Source organism: Streptomyces sp. WG7, from assembly GCF_049975785.1.
In the GTDB taxonomy this organism is placed as follows: domain Bacteria; phylum Actinomycetota; class Actinomycetes; order Streptomycetales; family Streptomycetaceae; genus Streptomyces.
Genome location: NZ_JBNGGE010000028.1, coordinates 66,692 through 82,228 on the forward strand (window position 1 = coordinate 66,692; position 15,537 = coordinate 82,228).

12 protein-coding genes are annotated in these 15,537 nt (G+C 71.8%); 4 read left to right on the top strand and 8 right to left on the bottom strand.

Translation table 11 applies throughout. The features are described from left to right. Positions 1-164: 164 nt before the first annotated feature. Complete coding sequence (locus ACP4J0_RS25025) at positions 165-1,346, bottom strand: spore photoproduct lyase family protein (RefSeq protein WP_426600926.1); 1,182 nt, start codon at positions 1,344-1,346, stop codon at positions 165-167. Positions 1,347-1,516: 170 nt separating this feature from the next. Here ACP4J0_RS25025 and ACP4J0_RS25030 point away from each other — a divergent pair, with 170 nt between their 5' ends. After that, a complete protein-coding gene (locus ACP4J0_RS25030) occupies positions 1,517-1,702 on the top strand; it encodes a hypothetical protein (protein WP_426600927.1) in 186 nt (61 codons plus the stop codon). 24 nt (positions 1,703-1,726) lie between these two features. On the opposite strand, the gene ACP4J0_RS25035 is transcribed toward ACP4J0_RS25030, so the two are convergent. The 7 genes from ACP4J0_RS25035 to ACP4J0_RS25065 form a co-directional block, all read right to left on the bottom strand. After that, the gene (locus ACP4J0_RS25035; protein WP_426600928.1) at positions 1,727-2,518 is read right to left on the bottom strand and encodes an SAM-dependent methyltransferase; all 792 of its coding nucleotides are present in this window, start codon (positions 2,516-2,518) and stop codon (positions 1,727-1,729) included. A gap of 117 nt (positions 2,519-2,635) precedes the next feature. Then, positions 2,636-3,277 carry a sugar O-acetyltransferase gene (locus ACP4J0_RS25040; RefSeq protein ID WP_426600929.1) on the bottom strand — a complete coding sequence of 214 codons (642 nt, stop codon included), beginning with the start codon at positions 3,275-3,277 and terminating at the stop codon, positions 2,636-2,638. A 116-nt stretch (positions 3,278-3,393) separates the two neighbouring features. Further along, the gene (locus tag ACP4J0_RS25045; protein WP_426600931.1) at positions 3,394-5,439 is read right to left on the bottom strand and encodes an RICIN domain-containing protein; all 2,046 of its coding nucleotides are present in this window, start codon (positions 5,437-5,439) and stop codon (positions 3,394-3,396) included. Positions 5,440-5,601: 162 nt separating this feature from the next. Beyond that, the gene (locus tag ACP4J0_RS25050; RefSeq protein ID WP_426600932.1) at positions 5,602-7,647 is read right to left on the bottom strand and encodes a beta-galactosidase; all 2,046 of its coding nucleotides are present in this window, start codon (positions 7,645-7,647) and stop codon (positions 5,602-5,604) included. A gap of 93 nt (positions 7,648-7,740) precedes the next feature. Continuing rightward, positions 7,741-9,084: an ABC transporter substrate-binding protein gene (locus ACP4J0_RS25055; protein ID WP_426600933.1), complete on the bottom strand. Its 1,344-nt coding sequence runs from the start codon at positions 9,082-9,084 to the stop codon at positions 7,741-7,743. A gap of 98 nt (positions 9,085-9,182) precedes the next feature. Then, a complete protein-coding gene (locus ACP4J0_RS25060; RefSeq protein ID WP_426600934.1) occupies positions 9,183-10,133 on the bottom strand; it encodes a carbohydrate ABC transporter permease in 951 nt (316 codons plus the stop codon). A gap of 7 nt (positions 10,134-10,140) precedes the next feature. Further along, positions 10,141-11,067: a carbohydrate ABC transporter permease gene (locus tag ACP4J0_RS25065; protein WP_426600935.1), complete on the bottom strand. Its 927-nt coding sequence runs from the start codon at positions 11,065-11,067 to the stop codon at positions 10,141-10,143. Between the two features lie 236 nt (positions 11,068-11,303). Between ACP4J0_RS25065 and ACP4J0_RS25070 the strand changes: the two genes are divergently transcribed. The 3 genes from ACP4J0_RS25070 (at position 11,304) to ACP4J0_RS25080 (ending at position 15,444) form a co-directional block, all read left to right on the top strand. After that, on the top strand, positions 11,304-12,371 hold the full coding sequence (locus ACP4J0_RS25070; RefSeq protein WP_426600936.1) for a LacI family DNA-binding transcriptional regulator: 1,068 nt from the start codon (positions 11,304-11,306) through the stop codon (positions 12,369-12,371). A gap of 125 nt (positions 12,372-12,496) precedes the next feature. After that, complete coding sequence (locus tag ACP4J0_RS25075; RefSeq protein ID WP_426600937.1) at positions 12,497-14,299, top strand: thiamine pyrophosphate-requiring protein; 1,803 nt, start codon at positions 12,497-12,499, stop codon at positions 14,297-14,299. Then, positions 14,296-15,444 carry an SDR family oxidoreductase gene (locus ACP4J0_RS25080; protein WP_426600938.1) on the top strand — a complete coding sequence of 383 codons (1,149 nt, stop codon included), beginning with the start codon at positions 14,296-14,298 and terminating at the stop codon, positions 15,442-15,444. Before ACP4J0_RS25075 ends, ACP4J0_RS25080 begins: the two co-directional genes overlap by 4 nt. The last annotated feature ends 93 nt before the right edge of the window (positions 15,445-15,537 follow it).

Here is a 15,537-nt window from a genome sequence, read left to right on the forward strand (position 1 = left end):
CCTAACCTAAAAACCCCTGGTAGGGGCGGGGGTCGCGCGACGCCGGCGGCCACCGCCCCGTCCCGTGCGCACCGGAGCGGCCGGCGTGCTCAACTCGCTTGCGATGAACGGGGATTGCGCATTCCTGTCCGGCGGCCGGGGATCGCGCGGTCCTGCCCGGAGTATCAGAAGGCGTACCGGACGCGCAGCCACGGTGCGTGGGCGGCGACGAGGACACGGAGCCGCTCGACCGCCTCGGCCTTGACCCCGTTGCGGTAACGCACGTTGAGCGCGCCGTTCTCCGAGCGTTTGGCCTGCTGGACCTCCGGCCGCCACAGCACCTCCTCGGCACGCGGATGCCAGCCCAGGTTGACCTCGTGCAGCTCCCGGTTGTGCGTCAGCATGATCACCTCGGCGGCGGCCTGCCGCTTGACCCGGTCCGGCAGGACGTCGTCGAGGTGCCGCAGCAGCTCCGCCCAGGCCTCCTCCCAGCCCGGCCGCACCACCACGGGGGAGAGGTTGAAGTGGACCTCGTAGCCGGCGTCCAGGAAGTCGCCGGCCGCGGCGATGCGCTCGGCGACCGGGGAGGTGCGTACGTCCAGCAGCCGGGAGTCGTCCGGCGGCATCACGGAGAAGCGGATCCGGGTCCGGCCGCGCGGGTCGAGGGCGAGCAGGTCGGGGTTGACGAACTTGGTGGCGAAGGACGCCTTGGCCGTCGGCCACCGCCCGAAGGCGCGCACCAGGTCCGCGGTGTTGTCGCAGATCAGGGCATCCACCGAGCAGTCGCCGTTCTCGCCGACGTCGTACACCCAGGCGTCCGGGTCGCACTGGTTCGGCTCGGGCTTGGGTCCCAGCCGGGCGATGTGCCGGCCGAGGTGGGCGATGATCCGGTCGATGTTGGTGAAGACGGTGACGGGGTTGGCGTACCCCTTGCGGCGCGGCACGTAGCAGTAGGCGCAGGCCATCGCGCAGCCGTTGGAGGCGCCGGGGGCGATCCAGTCCGCGGACCGGCCGTTGGGGCGTGTCGTCAGCGTCTTCCGCTCGCCCAGGACGAGCGTCTCGCCCTTGACCCGGACCCAGCGCTCGACGTTGCCCTCGTTGCCGTGCAGGCCGGGGATGCGCCAGTGGGAGTCCACCTCGACGACGCGGGCCTCGGGGAACCGGGCGATCACCTGCCGGCCGCGCGCGGACGCGGCTGCCGCCGGCTCGGCGTGGATCTCCCGTACCGGAAGCAGACGGCGGGCCGCGGCGGAGTCCCGGAAGAGCGGTCCGGCGGCGGGCGGCGGGGCCGGCGGCCCGGGCGCCAGGGCGTCGAGACCGAACAGGGTGCCGGAGCCGTCGTCCGGGGCGGTGGACGGGTCGTGCATGGGTGCTCCGGTGCGAGGGTGCTGGACGGACCGGCCTCGGCTTCGGTGCGCCGCGGGCGGTCCCGGTCCCTCCACTGTACGAAAGTGCGCGGTGCCCGCCGCCGTGTCACGCACCCCGTCGGGGGCATACGCGTGACACGGCACCGGTCCGGTGCCCCGGAACCGAAGGGATGTACACCGTGCTCGCCATCATCGCGGCGGTCCTGTTCCTCATCGCCTGGCTGATCAACGCGGCGGAGATCTCGACCAACGACATCTTCACCTCCACCAACGTCATGCTGCTCGGCCTCGCCCTGCTGGCCCTGCACGTCGCCGGGATCGGCACCGGGTGGGCGGCGCGCGGGCGCCGCCGCTGAGCCACCGCCCCAGGTCCCGCCCGGTCAGGGGATACGCGCCACGCCCGCGTAGATGCCGCTCTCCTCCGGCGCGGGCGGCTCCTGGTCCGCCCCGTACCACTCGGTGGCCGTGACCAGGCCGGGCGGGACCATCTCCAGCCCGTCGAAGAAGCGCGCCACCTCCGTCCGGGTGCGGAACCCGAGCCGGATGCCGCCCTTGGCGTACTGGGCGATCACCTGCTCCGCCAGCTCGGGGAAGAGGTCGATCGCGGCGTGCGAGAGGACCAGGTGGCTGCCCGACGGGAGGGTCTCGACCAGTCCGCGGACGATGCCGTGGGCGTCCTGCTCGTCCGGGACGAAGTGCATCAGCGCGATCAGCGACAGCGCGACGGGACGGCCGAAATCCAGGACCTCCCGGGCACGCCGCACGATCTCGTCCGGCTCCCGGACATCGGCCTGGATGTAGTCCGTGGCCCCCTCGGGGCTGCTGACCAGCAGGGCCTCCGCGTGGCGCAGGACGATCGGGTCGTTGTCCGCGTAGACGACCCGGGCCGCCGGCACCGTCCGCTGGACGATCCGGTGGAGGTTGGGTTCGGTCGGGATGCCCGTGCCGATGTCCAGGAACTGGTCGATGCCCCGCGCGGCCAGGTGCGCCACCGCACGGTTCATGAACGCCCGGTTCTGCCGTGCCGCGTCCCGCGCCTCGGGCGGCAGTGTCTCGCCCACCGCCTCGTCGACGGGGTAATTGTCCTTGCCGCCCAGCAGCCAGTCGTAGACACGCGCCGGGTGGGCCCGGCCGGTGTCGATGCGGGGAGGCTGGGAATGGTCCGTCGTCATGGCAGGCTCCGTGGTCCGGGAGGTGACGTTCCGCCGCAGTTCCCGATCATCGTACTGCCGTGCGTACCGTGCCATGTGCGGGGCCGGTGACGGGAGTTGCTCACCGCTCGGCGAGGGTCACCCGGCACTCCGGGGCAGGGTGCGGGGCGGACGGTAGGTCCACTCCCGGTCGGCGTCGGTGATCTCGCGCACGACCCGCGCCGGTGTCCCGGCGACCACCACCATGGGCGGCACGTGCGCCGTCACCACGCTGCCCGCGCCGACCACCGAGCCCCGGCCGACGGTGACCCCCGGCATGATCAGCGCGCCCGCCCCGATCCACACGTCGTCCTCGATCCGCACCGGCGCGGAGAACTGCGTACCGTCCCTGCGCAGCTCCGGGTGGACGGGGTGTCCGGTGGTGCTGATGGTCACGTGCGGGGCGAACATCACCCGGTCCCCGACGAAGACCTCGACGTCGTCGACGAGGGTGAGGCCGAAGTTGACGTACACGTCGTCGCCCAGGTGCACACGGTTGCCGTAGGCCACGTGCAGCGGCGGCTCGATCCACACCCCCGTGCCCAGCGAGGCGAGCATCTCCTCCAGGATGGTCCGGCGGCCCTCCTCGTCCCGGGCACCGGTCCGGTTGTAGGCGTCGGCCAGCTCCTTGCCCCGCAGCCGCTCCTCGGCCAGGCCCTCCAGGCCCGGCCCGCCGTCCGAGTAGAGCTCCCGCGCCGCCATCCTGCGGCGGACCTCGGTCTCCCGCGGGTCGGTCGTCATGTGGCCTCCTTCAGCCGTTGCCGTGCGTGGGCGGCTCCGTCCGCACCGCCCGGGAGAGCGGTGCGGACGGAGCCGGGTGTGTCGTGGTGGATGCCGGCCGGTGGCCGGGGCGGAGGTCAGCCGGCCGTGGCGGACACGTCCGTCACCGTCCAGCGCTGGTTGGCACCGGAGTTGGGCGGCCACGTCGTGACGGCCGCACCCTCGTGCGTCGCCTGGCCGCCCACTTCGAGCAGGCGCCCGGTGGCCGCGTTGACCAGCGTCCAGGTGCCGTCGCCGGTGGTCGACATGATCCACTCGGCGGCCCTGTCGCGCTTGCCGGTGTCGGGTTCGGCCACCGGGACGTCGTCGCGTACGGCCAGCCGCGTGCCGTCCTCGGGGTGGGTGAAGACGTAGCGGTCGCGGACGCCGTCGTCGTGGCGTACCGCGCTGAGCCGCCACTGCTGGGCGTCCGTGCCGGAGCCGGTACCGAGGACCAGGTTCGTGCCGTCCGCCGCCACGGTGACGGCCTTGCCGCTCTGCACACCGGTCAGCGTGTAGGTGTGGCCCTTGCGGAGCAGGGCGGCGTCCTTCGCGACGCCGGAGACGCCCTTGATCTCGAAGGAGGTCACGGACTGCGCGGGCACGGTGAAGGTGGCCGCGCGGTCGCTCACCCTGATCGGGGCCTGCCGTTCGAGCTTGCCGTCGGCGCTGGTCACGACCGGGGTGACGGTGGCCCCGCGGCGCACGTCGCGGAACTTCGACAGGTCGACGGTGACCGCGCGGGGCGCGGTGGTGCGGTTGACGTGGACGAGGGAGGCGCCCTTGCCGTCGCGGGTGACGGCGGCGGCGCTGGAGGTGTCGTCCGTCCTGATCAGCCGGTCGCCGGGCTGGATGAAGTGGGTGAAGTTGCGGGCGGTGTCGAACTTGGTGTTGGTCCGGATCGGGCAGGTCTCGAGGGTGTCCTCGGCGGTGCAGTCGAACGGGAGCTGGATGCTGCCCCAGTTGCCGCCCTTCGCGGACTCGCCGCCGGGCTTCATGTTGTCGTAGTCCTCGACGGGCTGCCAGAACACCCAGGCGCGGGGTTCCAGTTCGCGCAGGTCGTCGACGATGTGCTGGGCGAGGCCGAGGCCGGGCCGCATGTCCTCGAAGTCCTGGCCGTCGCCCCAGTCGCCGCCGACCTCGCTCATCCACAGCGGCTTGTCCGCGGCCTTGGCGAGGTCCCGCACGGTGGTGCGCTGCCCGGTGCCGTAGGTGTGGACGTTCATCTGGCCGACGAGGTCGCGGTCGGCCTGGGAGTAGGCGTTCCAGTTCGTCGCGAAGGTGCCGGGGTTGGTCTCGTCCATCGCCGAGATGTCGGCCTTGACCTTGGCCTTCCTCAGCGCGGGAGCCAGGGCCCGGAGCACCTTGCGCTGGAGCTCGGGGCCCATGTGCGCCCCTTCCTGCCGGCCGCCGACGGGTTTGCCGTCCGCGCCCAGCCGCGTGCCCCAGTAGGGGGTGTTGGGCTCGTTGAACGGGTCGACGGTGTCGACCTTGATGCCCTCGGCCTTCTCCAGCCGTTTCGTCGCACCGGCCAGGTAGGCGGCGAAGTCGTCGACCGACTCGGACTTGAGCTGGTCGGCGCTGGAGTCGAAGCCGCCGGACACGTAGCCGCTCACGGTCATGAACCACGGAGGGGAGTTGCTGAACGTCTCCCAGTGGTCGATGTCGTCCTTGATGCGCTCGACCCACCAGCGCTGGGTGGCGTCGGCGTCCTCGTTCCAGTCGGCTGGGTCGTCGGCGCTCCACCAGTCGGTGTCCTCGCGGGTGGTGCCCGCGGGAGCCTTCCACCAGCCCTCGACCGCGCCGCCGGCGCGCAGGTAGTCCTTGACGTCCGGCGCGTTGCCGCCGCCGATGTTGTACCGGGCGATGTTCAGCCCCAGGCCGTCGTCGCCGAAGAGGAGCCGGGCCAGCTTCTCGCGTATCTCGGGCGGGTAGTCGCCGGTGGCGTTGGCGAACCAGACCAGGCTGGTGCCCCAGCCCTCGAACCTCTCCTGCTGGTACGACGGGTCCGGCCGCACCGTGACGGAGGCGGCGGCCGCGGCCGGTTCGGCCTGGGCGGGAACGCTGATCAGGGCGGCCCCGGTGGCCAGGGCGGTCAGGGCGGCGGCCCCGAGGAGGCGTCTGCTGCGGGTACGGCGTGCCATCGTGTGCTCCCAACGGGAAGGTGTGGTCGCTTCGGTGGTGTGGCCCCCGCCTCGAGTCGGGCAGGAGGGGGCGGCCCCCGGAGCGGGCGCGTGCCGCTCCGGGGGAGTCGTGGGTCGGTGCGGTGGTGAACCTCTGGTGGTGCGGGTGGTGCCGGTGTGCGCTCAGCCGGTGGGCGTGCGCAGGACGGCGACGCCCCGGGGCGCGAGGACGACGGAGCCGTCGGCGCCGGTGCCGCCCACCAGGGCCTCTCCGGTGATGCCCGGGACGGTCACCTGCTCGTCGGTCCGGTTGACCAGGAACAGGAACCGGCCGCCGGGGCCGCGGCGCACGGTGGCCTCGACCGATCCGCGTACCTCGGCGGGCAGTTCGCTCACCACGCCGGCCGGGTCCAGCAGCCGCGGCAGCAGCGAGGCGAGCCCGTCGGCGCCGAGCCGGGTGGAGACGTAGGCGGCCGAACCGCCGCCCGTCGTACGCCGGGTGACGGCCGGGCGGCCCGCGTACGTACCGGTGCGGTAGTGGGACAGGACCTCCGTACCGGGCGAGGTGACGGTGATGTGGTCGGTCCACAGCCCGCCGGTGCTCGCGTCGTCCAGCTCCACGGTCTGCCCGGCGGGCAGCGGGCCGAACTCCTCGACGCGGATGCCGAGCAGGTCCCGCAGGGCGCCCGGGTAGCCGCCGAGCCAGACGTGGTCGTTCTCGTCGACGACGCCGGAGAAGTACGTGGTGATCAGGTGCCCGCCCTGCTCGGCGTACCGGGTGAGGTCCTTGGCGAGCTCGGCCGTGACCAGGTGCAGCACGGGCGCGATCAGCACCCGGTGGCGGCTCAGGTCGGCGCCGGTGGTGACGACGTCGGCGCGGATACCGAGGGAGAGGAGCGCGGAGTACCAGTCGAGGGCCTCCTGGTGGTAGTCGAGCAGTGAGGTGGGGTGCGAGTCCTGCTCGCTCGCCCACCACGACTCCCAGTCGAAGAGGATGCCGACCTCGGCGGGCTCCCGCTCGCTGCCGGCCACCGGCGCCAGCGTCTTCAGCGTGTCGCCGAGCGCGGTGACCGCGCGGAACAGATCGCTGTCGGAGCCGGCGTGCGGGACCATCGCCGAGTGGTACTTCTCGGCGCCGGCCGCGGACTGGCGCCACTGGAAGAAGCAGACCGCGTCGGCACCGTGCGCCACGTGCGTCAGCGAGTCCCGGGCCATCTCACCGGGCCGCTTGGCCAGGTTGACGGGCTGCCAGTTGACGGCGCTGGTGGAGTGCTCCATCAGGAACCAGGGTCGGCCGCCCGCGATGCCGCTGGTGAGGTTGGCGGAGAACGACAGCTCGTCGCGGTCCTGGGGACGCGGCACGACGTAGTGGTCGTTGGCGACGAAGTCCACCTCGCTCGCCCAGTCCGCGTAGTTCATGCCCTTGGTGCCGGGCATCACCATGAAGTTGGTGGTGACGGGGATGCCGGGCGTAACCTCCCGCAGGACCGCCCGCTCCGCGAGCAGGTGGTCCTTGAGCGCGTCGGACGAGAACCGCTTGAAGTCCAGCTGCTGGGTCGGGTTCGGGTGGGAGGCGGCCAGCCGCGGCGGCAGGATCTGCTCCCAGTCGCTGTAGCGCTGCGACCAGAACGCCGTGCCCCAGGCGTGGTTGAGGGCGTCCAGCGTGGCGTACCGGGTGCGCAGCCAGTCTCGGAAGGCGCGGGCCGCGTCGTCGGAGTAGTCGTACACGTTGTGGCAGCCCAGCTCGTTGTTGACGTGCCAGGCGACCAGGGCCGGGTGGTCGGCGTAGCGGGTCGCCAACCGGCGGACCAGGCGCAGGGCGTGCTCGCGGAAGACGGGCGAGGTCGGGCGCCAGTGCTGGCGCGCACCCGGCGACAGCGTCTCGCCCCGGTCGGTGACCGGGAGGATCTCGGGGTGCGCGGTGGTCAGCCAGGGCGGCGGGGAGGCGGTGGCGGTGGCCAGGTCGACGCCGACGCCGTTCTCGTGCAGCAGGTCCATGACCTCGTCGAGCCAGGCGAAGTCCCAGACGTCGGGGCCCGGCTGGAGGCGGGCCCAGGAGAAGATGGCCAGCGACACGACGTTGACCCCGGCCTCGCGCATCAGCCGTACGTCCTCCTCCCACACCTCCCGGGGCCACTGCTCGGGGTTGTAGTCGGCGCCGAAGGCGAGACGGGGCGCGGAGGCACCGTCCGGCCCGCTTCGCAGGCGGGACAGCAGGGTGGAGATCATGGCGGTCCTTCCGATGGGGTGCGTGCGGTACGGGGGCGGCGGCGCCTGGGTCGCGCCGCCGCCCGCGGACCGCCGCATCGTGTGCTGCCTGTGCTACTTCTCGACGGTGAAGCCCTGCTCGGTCCCGTACTTGACGGAGGCGTCCTGCCAGGACTTCAGGCCCTCGGCCAGCGTGGTGCCGGAGACGTAGGCCTTGCCGACGGTGTCGTTGAAGATCGAGTTGGCGTACACCTGGTAGGGCAGGTACGACCAGTCGTCGGCGACGTTCGCGGCCGACTCGGCGAAGATCTTGTTGGCCTTCTGGCCGCCGAGATAGGGGAACGCGGTGTCCTGGAACTCCGTGGACCGCAGGTCCGCGGTGGTCGCCGGGAAGGCGCCGTTCTGCAGGCGGGTCTGCACGCCGTCGCCCGCGTTGGCGTACTCGACGAACGCGTACGCCAGCGCCTCGTTCCCGCCGAGCTCCGGCAGGGCGAGCGCGCTGCCGCCGTTCTCCGCGCTGGCCTTGCCGCCCGCGGTCCACTGCGGCAGCGGGGCGACGCGCCAGTCACCGGCGGCGTCCTTCACGCCGGAGGCGAGGTTGGCGGGCATCCACGCGCCGGTGGCGAGGGTCGCGATGGTGCCGTCGCCGAGGCCCTTGTACCACTCGTCGGTCCAGCTGGTGACGGGTGCGAGCAGCTTCTCGTCGATGAGCTTCTGCCAGGTGTCGGTGAACGTCTTGGCGCCCTGGTCGGAGAAGTCGACCTTCACCTCGGTGCCGTTCACCGTGTAGGGGCGCGAACCGGCCTGCCAGAGCATGCTGGTGGCGAAGCCGGCGTCGCCGGCGTCGGCGGTGATGTAGGCCTTCGGGTCGGCCTTGCGCAGGTCGCGGGCGGCGTCCAGGTACTCGGCCCAGGTGGTGGGCACCTTGATGTCGTACTTGTCGAAGACCTTCTTGTTGTAGAACAGCGCCATCGGACCGGAGTCCATCGGCAGCGCGTAGACGCCCTCGCCGCCCGCCTTCACCCCGTTCCACGGGCCGGGGGAGAAGGTGCCGGAGAGCTTGTCGGCGCCGAAGGCCTTGAGGTCGGTGAGCTGCTTGGTCAGCGCGTACTGGCCCATCGCGTAGTACTCGATCTGCGCGACGTCCGGGACGCCCTTCTTCGCCGATATGGCGTTCTGCAGCGCTGTGTACTGGTCGTTGTTGGTGCCCGCGTTGACGAGGTTGACCTCGACGCCCGGGTGTTCCTTCTCGAAGTCGGTGGCCACCTGCTCGAGCGTGGGCTCCCATGCCCAGACCGTGAGGGTGCCGCCCTCCTTGAGGGCCGCCTGGATGTCCGCCTCGGAGACCGCCTTCCGGCTCGATCCCCCGTCGTCGGAGTCGCCGCAGGCGGTCGCCCCCAGGGCGAGGGCGCAGGCGAGGACTGTGCCGCGCAGGAGGCGGCGCGAGTGCTTGGGCATGGGATTGCTTCCACTTCTTCGTGGCCGGAACCGGCACCGTTGGGGGTCGGAGGGGCGGGAGGGGGGTTGGGGGAGGGGACTACTGGGTGTTGCGGGGGCTACTCCTTGACGCTCCCGGCGGCGAGTCCGGACTGCCAGTACCTCTGGAGCAGCAGGAACGCGGCGATCAGCGGCAGGATGGTGATGAGCGACCCGGTGACGACCAGGTGGAAGACCGCCTCGCCGCCCGCGGTCGCGGCCTGGGCGTTCCAGCTGTTCAGACCCAGCGTCAGCGGATACCAGTCGGGGTCCTTGAGCATGACCAGCGGCAGGAAGTAGTTGTTCCAGGTCGCGACCATGGTGAACAGCAGGACGGTGACGATGCCGGGTGCCAGCAGCGGCAGGGCGACCTGGAAGAAGGTGCGCACCTCGCCGGCGCCGTCGATGCGGGCGGCCTCCATCAGTTCGGTCGGGACGGCCTCGGTGGCGAACACCCACATCAGGTACAGGCCGAACGGCGAGATCAGGGACGGGATGATCACCGCCCAGGGGGTGTCGGTGAGCCCCATCTCGCTGAACATCAGGAAGGTCGGCACCGCCAGCGCGGTACCCGGCACGGCGACCGCGCCGATGACGACGGCGAAGACGGCACGCCGGCCGGGGAAGTCGAACTTGGCGAGCGCGTAGCCGCCGAGCACGGCGAGGAAGGTGGCGCCGCCCGCGCCCAGTCCCACGTACAGCAGGGTGTTCAGCAGCCAGCGGGTGAAGACGCCGTCGTCGTAGGTGAACGTCTGGCTGATGTTGTCCCACAGCGCGAAGTCGCTGTCGAACCACAGGCCGAAGGAGCGGGAGAGCCCCTCCTGCGTCTTGGTGGCGCTGACGGCCAGCCAGATCAGCGGCACCAGGCTGTACAGCAGCACCAGCGAGGTGAGCACGGTCAGCAGCACGCTGCGCCGGGGCTTGTCGGCGGAGTGGCGGCGCCGGGAGGTACGCAGCCGGGGTACGGCGCCCGAGGTGCCGGACGGGGCGGTCGCGGAACGGTCGGAGACGGTGGCGACAGGACTGGTCATCGCTGCTTCACACTCCCTTGCGCATGCCGCGCAGCTGGACGACGTAGGCGATGACCATGGTGATCAGCCCCATGACGATGGCGACCGTCGCGGAGTAGTTGTGCTGCTGGCCGTTGAAGGACAGCGAGTACGTGTAGTAGTTCGGCGTGTAGTCGGTCGTGATGGCGTTGGGCGCGAGCGGCTGCAGGATGCTGGGCTCGTTGAAGAGCTGGAAGCTGCCGATGATCGAGAAGATGGTCGCGATCACCAGGGCGCCGCGGATGGCGGGCAGCTTGATGGCGGTGATCACCCGTATCTGTCCGGCGCCGTCGATCTGGGCCGCCTCGTACAGCGAGTTCGGTATGACGCGCAGCGCCGAGTAGAAGATCAGCATGTTGTAGCCGACGAACTCCCAGGTCACGATGTTGCCGATGGAGGCCAGCACCATGTCCGGGGAGAGCGGGTCGGGCAGGGAGACGCCCAGTGCGCTGTTGATGTCGCCGAGCAGGCCGAACCGGGTGCCGTACATGAAGCCCCACATCAGGGTGGCCACCACGGCGGGCACGGCGTAGGGCAGGAAGATCGAGATGCGGAAGAAGTCCCGGCCGTAGAGGCGTCCGCTGTCCAGCGCCAGCGCCACCAGCAGCGCGATGCCGAGCATGATCGGCACCTGCACGGCGAGGAAGAGCGAGACCCGGCCGAGCGAGGCCCAGAAGTGTTCGTCCTTCAGCGCCTGGCTGTAGTTGTCCAGACCGACGAAGGTGGTCCCGCCGATGAGCTGGTCGCGGAAGAGGCTCAGGTAGACCGAGTAGGCGATCGGCGCGAGGAACACCAGCGCGAACACGGCCACGAAGGGACCGAGGAACCCCCAGCCCGTCCAGGAGCGGCGCTCCCGCCTCGCCGGGGGAGGGGCCGGCCGCGGCTCGGCGGCGGCCGGCGGTTGCAGCGTCGTCATGTCGTTCCTCGCTCGTCCACGTCCTGCAGGCGTCCTGGAGCCTCACCATGTTTACGCAAACATCATGCGCCGCGGAAGTGCGGTTCTGTTGATCTGGGGTGTGGTTCTGTTGATCGACGTGCTGTTATGTTTGCGTAAACATTTGATGGCGGCATGTCTACACTGCCCCGAGGACGGCGGTCAAGGGTCCTCGGGAGCCGGGGATCGGGACGGTCGCGGAGAGGTGGCGAACGGCAGTGGACACGGCTGAGGACGTCGCGGACGCGCGGGACGCGGGGACCGGGCGCCGCCGCCGCGGCCGGGTGCCGACGGCGTCCATGGCGGACGTGGCCCGGCTCGCGGGAGTCTCCTCGCAGACCGTCTCCCGCGTCTCCAACGGCTACGCGGGCGTGACCGAGGAGACCCGGCAGCAGGTGCTGGCGGCCATGAAGGAGCTGGGCTACCGGCCCAACAGCGCGGCGAGGGCGCTCAAACGCGGTGAGTTCCGCACCATCGGCGTCATCACCTTCTCCCTGGCCACCACCGGCAACGTGCGCACCCTGGAGGCCATCGCCACCTCCGCGGCGAGCGAGGGGTACGCGGTGACGCTGCTGCCCGTCGCCGTCCCCACCCAGGACGAGGTGCGGGGCGCGTTCTCCCGGCTGGAGGAGCTCGCCGTCGACGCGGTGATCGTCATCATGGAGGTCCACCTGCTGGACGCGGCGTCCCTCACCCTGCCGCCCCACGTGCAGGTCGTCGTGGTCGACTCCGACGCCGGCGACCACTACACGGTCGTCGACACCGACCAGGCCGGGGGCACCCGCGCCGCCGTGCGCCACCTGCTGGACCTCGGGCACGACACGGTGTGGCACCTCGGCGGGCCCGAGGGCTCCTTCGCCGCCCAGCGCCGCACGGACGCCTGGCGGCACACGCTCGCCGAGGCCGGCCGCACCCCGCCGCCCCTCACCCGGGGCGACTGGTCGGCGGAGTCCGGCTACCGGGCCGGCCTGGAACTCGCCGCCCGCGAGGAGTGCACCGCCGTCTTCGCGGCCAACGACCAGATGGCCCTCGGCCTGATGCGCGCGCTGCACGAACGCGGCCGGCGCGTCCCCGAGGACGTCAGCGTCATCGGCTTCGACGACATCCCCGAGGCCGGCTCCTTCCTGCCTCCGCTGACCACCGTCCACCAGGACTTCGCCGAGGTCGGTCGGCTCTGCGTGCGGGCCGTGCTGCGCAAGATGCGCCAGGACGGCCCGGAGCGGGGCACGACGCTCGTGCCGACCCGTCTGGTCACCCGGGCGAGTACGGCGGCGCCGCCGGAGTAGGGCCGGACCGGCGCCGGCAGCCGGTTCGGTTCCTGGCCGAACGGATCACTGCCTCCCGGTTTACGCCTGCCGGGGAAGGCAACTCCACAAGCCGACCGCCGTCTCCGCACGTCCAGGAGAGCTCCATGACCGAAGTCGCCGACTATGTGCTCCAGCGTCTGTCCGAGTGGGGCGTCCAGCGTGTGTACGGCTATCCGGGTGACGGCATCAACGGCCTGCTCGGTGCCTTCGACCGGGCCGACGGCGACCCGGAGTTCATCCAGACGCGGCACGAGGAGATGGCCGCGTTCATGGCGTGTGCCCACGCCAAGTTCACCGGCGAGGTGGGCTGCTGCATCGCCACCTCGGGGCCGGGCGCCGTGCACCTGCTCAACGGCCTGTACGACGCCAAGCTCGACCACCAGCCCGTGGTGGCGGTGGTGGGCCAGCAGAAGCGGCTCTCCCTGGGGACCCACTACCAGCAGGAGATCGCCCTCGACCAGCTGTTCGCGGACGTGTCCGAGTACTGCCAGATGGTCGTGCACCCGGGCCAGGCCCGGCACGTGATCGACCGTGCCTTCAAGACCGCGCTGACCACCCGGGGCGTCGCCACGATCATCATTCCGGGCGACGTGCAGCAGGAGGAGGCCCAGCCCTCCCCGCCCAGGGAGCACGGCTCCGTCTTCTCCAGCGTGGGCTGGAGCAGGCCCCGGGTCCTGCCCGACCTCGACGAGCTCCGCAGGGCCGCCGACGTCCTCAACGCGGGCGACAAGGTCGCCATGCTGGTCGGCCAGGGCGCGGCGAAGGCGGAGGCCGAGGTGAGGGAGGTGGCCGAACTGCTCGGCGCCGGCGTCGCCAAGGCCCTGCTCGGGCGCGAGGTCCTGCCCGACGACCTGCCGTACGTCACCGGGCCCATCGGCCTGCTGGGCAGCAAGGCCAGTGACAAGATGATGCGGGGCTGCGACACCCTGCTGATGGTCGGCAGCAGCTTCCCGTACTCCGAGTGGCTGCCGGAGGAGGGACAGGCCCGGGGCGTCGAGATCGACATCGACGGCCGCATGATCGGCATCCGCTACCCCATGGACGCCCACCTCGTGGGCGACTCCAGGGAGACCCTGCGCGCCCTGATCCCGATGCTCCAGCGCAAGAAGGACCGGAGCTGGCGGGAGAAGATCGAGAAGGACGTACGGGAGTGGCACGACCTGGCCGACCGCTGGGCCGGCGAGCACTTCGGCAGGACGATCAACCCCCAGGCCGTCGCCGCCGAACTCTCGCCCCGCCTCCCGGACGGCGCCATCCTCACCGCCGACTCCGGCTCGGGCACCAACTGGTGGGCCCGGCACCTCAAGCTCCGCGAGGGCATGCGCGCCTCGCTGTCCGGCACGCTGGCGACGATGGGGCCGGGCACCCCGTACGCCATCGCGGCGAGGTTCGCCTACCCGGACCGGCCGGTGATCGCGTTCATCGGGGACGGCGCGTTCCAGATGAACGGCATGAACGAGATGATCACCGTCAAGCGGTACCTGGACCGCCTGTCCGGGTCGGCCCCGCTCGTCTTCTGCGTGTTCAACAACCAGGACCTCAACCAGGTCACCTGGGAGCAGCGCGCCATGGCCGGCGACCCCAAGTACCCCGGCTCCCAGGACATCCCCGACGTCCCCTACGCCGCCTACGCCGAACTCCTCGGCCTCAAGGGCATCGTCTGCGACGACCCCAAGAAGGTGGGTGCCGCCTGGGACGAGGCGCTCGCCGCCGGCCGGCCGGTGGTCCTGGAGTTCAAGGTCGACGCGGAGATCGCGCCGATCCCGCCGCACATCATGAAGGAGCAGGGCAAGAAGGCCGTCAAGGCGGCGCTGCACGACCCGGAGCTCACCGGGATCGCCACCAAGGGCGTACGGCAGAAGCTCACCGAGTACGCCGGGCACCTGCCCGGCCGGGGCAGGAAGTGAGCGGCGCGCGGCGGACCCGGGGAGGCGGGCGGCACCGCCGGGCGGACGGTACCGAAGTCGTGGTCGTCACCGGGGCGAGCGGCGGAGTAGGCCGGGCCACCGCACGCGCCTTCGGCGCCCGCGGGAGCTCCGTGGCCCTGCTCGCGCGCGGCGCGTACGCCCTGGAGCAGGCGGCCGAGGAGGTCCGGGAGGCCGGCGGACGCGCGCTGCCCCTGACGGTGGACGTCTCCGACCCGGAGGCGGTCGACGCGGCGGCCGCCCGGATCGAGGAGGAACTCGGCCCGATCGGCATCTGGGTGAACGCGGCGTTCACGACCGTCTTCGCGCCCGTGCCGGAGGTCCGGCCCGAGGAGCTGAGACGCGCCACGGAGGTGACCTACTTCGGCTTCGTCCACGGCACCCAGGCCGCCCTGCGGCACATGACGCCGCGCGATCGCGGCACCATCGTCCAGGTCGGATCGGCCCTCGCCCAGCGCAGCGTCCCCCTGCAGTCGGTGTACTGCGGGGCCAAACACGCCATCCAGGGCTTCACCGAGTCCCTGCGCTGCGAGCTGCTGCACGACCGCAGCGGCGTGCGGGTCACCATGGTCCAGATGCCGGGGCTCAACACGCCCCAGTTCAGCTGGGTCCTCACCCGGCTGCCCGGGCACCCGCGCCCGGTGGCTCCCGTCTACCAGCCCGAGGTCGCCGCCGAGGCGGTCCTGTACGCCGCCGACCATCCCGGGCGGCGCGAGTACTGGGTCGGCGGGTCCACCGTCGCCACCCTGCTCGGCCAGAAGTTCGTCCCGGGTCTGCTGGACCGCTATCTGGCCCGGACCGGCTACGACTCGCAGCAGACGGACGAGCCCGTCGACCCGTCCCGCCCGGTCAACCTCTGGAAGCCGCCGGACGACACCGCACCGGCCGACTACGGCGCGCACGGCCTGTTCGACGACGAGTCCCACGCCCGCAGCCTCCAGTTCTGGCTCTCCCGCCACCGCCGGCCACTCGCGCTGGCCGCCACCGTGACCGGGACGGTCGTCGCGGCACTGGCCGACGGCGTCCTCCGACGCTCCCCCCGCGGTGAGGCGCCGACGCGGCGCGGCGCGTACCCCTCCGGCCGGAGGGCGCGGACGACCGCCCGCTGCGCGCCGACGCGACGCTGACGCGAAAGCCGCGTCGAGCGGTCGGTCCGCCGGGGGTGGTCGACGCGGCGGCGGGCCGTCGCGCGCGGCTCACTCGCGGCGTGCGGCACGGCC

Coding starts and splice junctions, on each gene's coding strand:
- ACP4J0_RS25055 (WP_426600933.1), bottom strand. CDS start 9,084: ATGCCCAAGCACTCGCGCCGCCTCCTGCGCGGCACAGTCCTCGCCTGC.
- ACP4J0_RS25035 (WP_426600928.1), bottom strand. CDS start 2,518: ATGACGACGGACCATTCCCAGCCTCCCCGCATCGACACCGGCCGGGCC.
- ACP4J0_RS25040 (WP_426600929.1), bottom strand. CDS start 3,277: ATGACGACCGACCCGCGGGAGACCGAGGTCCGCCGCAGGATGGCGGCG.
- ACP4J0_RS25050 (WP_426600932.1), bottom strand. CDS start 7,647: ATGATCTCCACCCTGCTGTCCCGCCTGCGAAGCGGGCCGGACGGTGCC.
- ACP4J0_RS25060 (WP_426600934.1), bottom strand. CDS start 10,133: ATGACCAGTCCTGTCGCCACCGTCTCCGACCGTTCCGCGACCGCCCCG.
- ACP4J0_RS25065 (WP_426600935.1), bottom strand. CDS start 11,067: ATGACGACGCTGCAACCGCCGGCCGCCGCCGAGCCGCGGCCGGCCCCT.
- ACP4J0_RS25045 (WP_426600931.1), bottom strand. CDS start 5,439: ATGGCACGCCGTACCCGCAGCAGACGCCTCCTCGGGGCCGCCGCCCTG.
- ACP4J0_RS25025 (WP_426600926.1), bottom strand. CDS start 1,346: ATGCACGACCCGTCCACCGCCCCGGACGACGGCTCCGGCACCCTGTTC.
- ACP4J0_RS25075 (WP_426600937.1), top strand. CDS start 12,497: ATGACCGAAGTCGCCGACTATGTGCTCCAGCGTCTGTCCGAGTGGGGC.
- ACP4J0_RS25030 (WP_426600927.1), top strand. CDS start 1,517: ATGTACACCGTGCTCGCCATCATCGCGGCGGTCCTGTTCCTCATCGCC.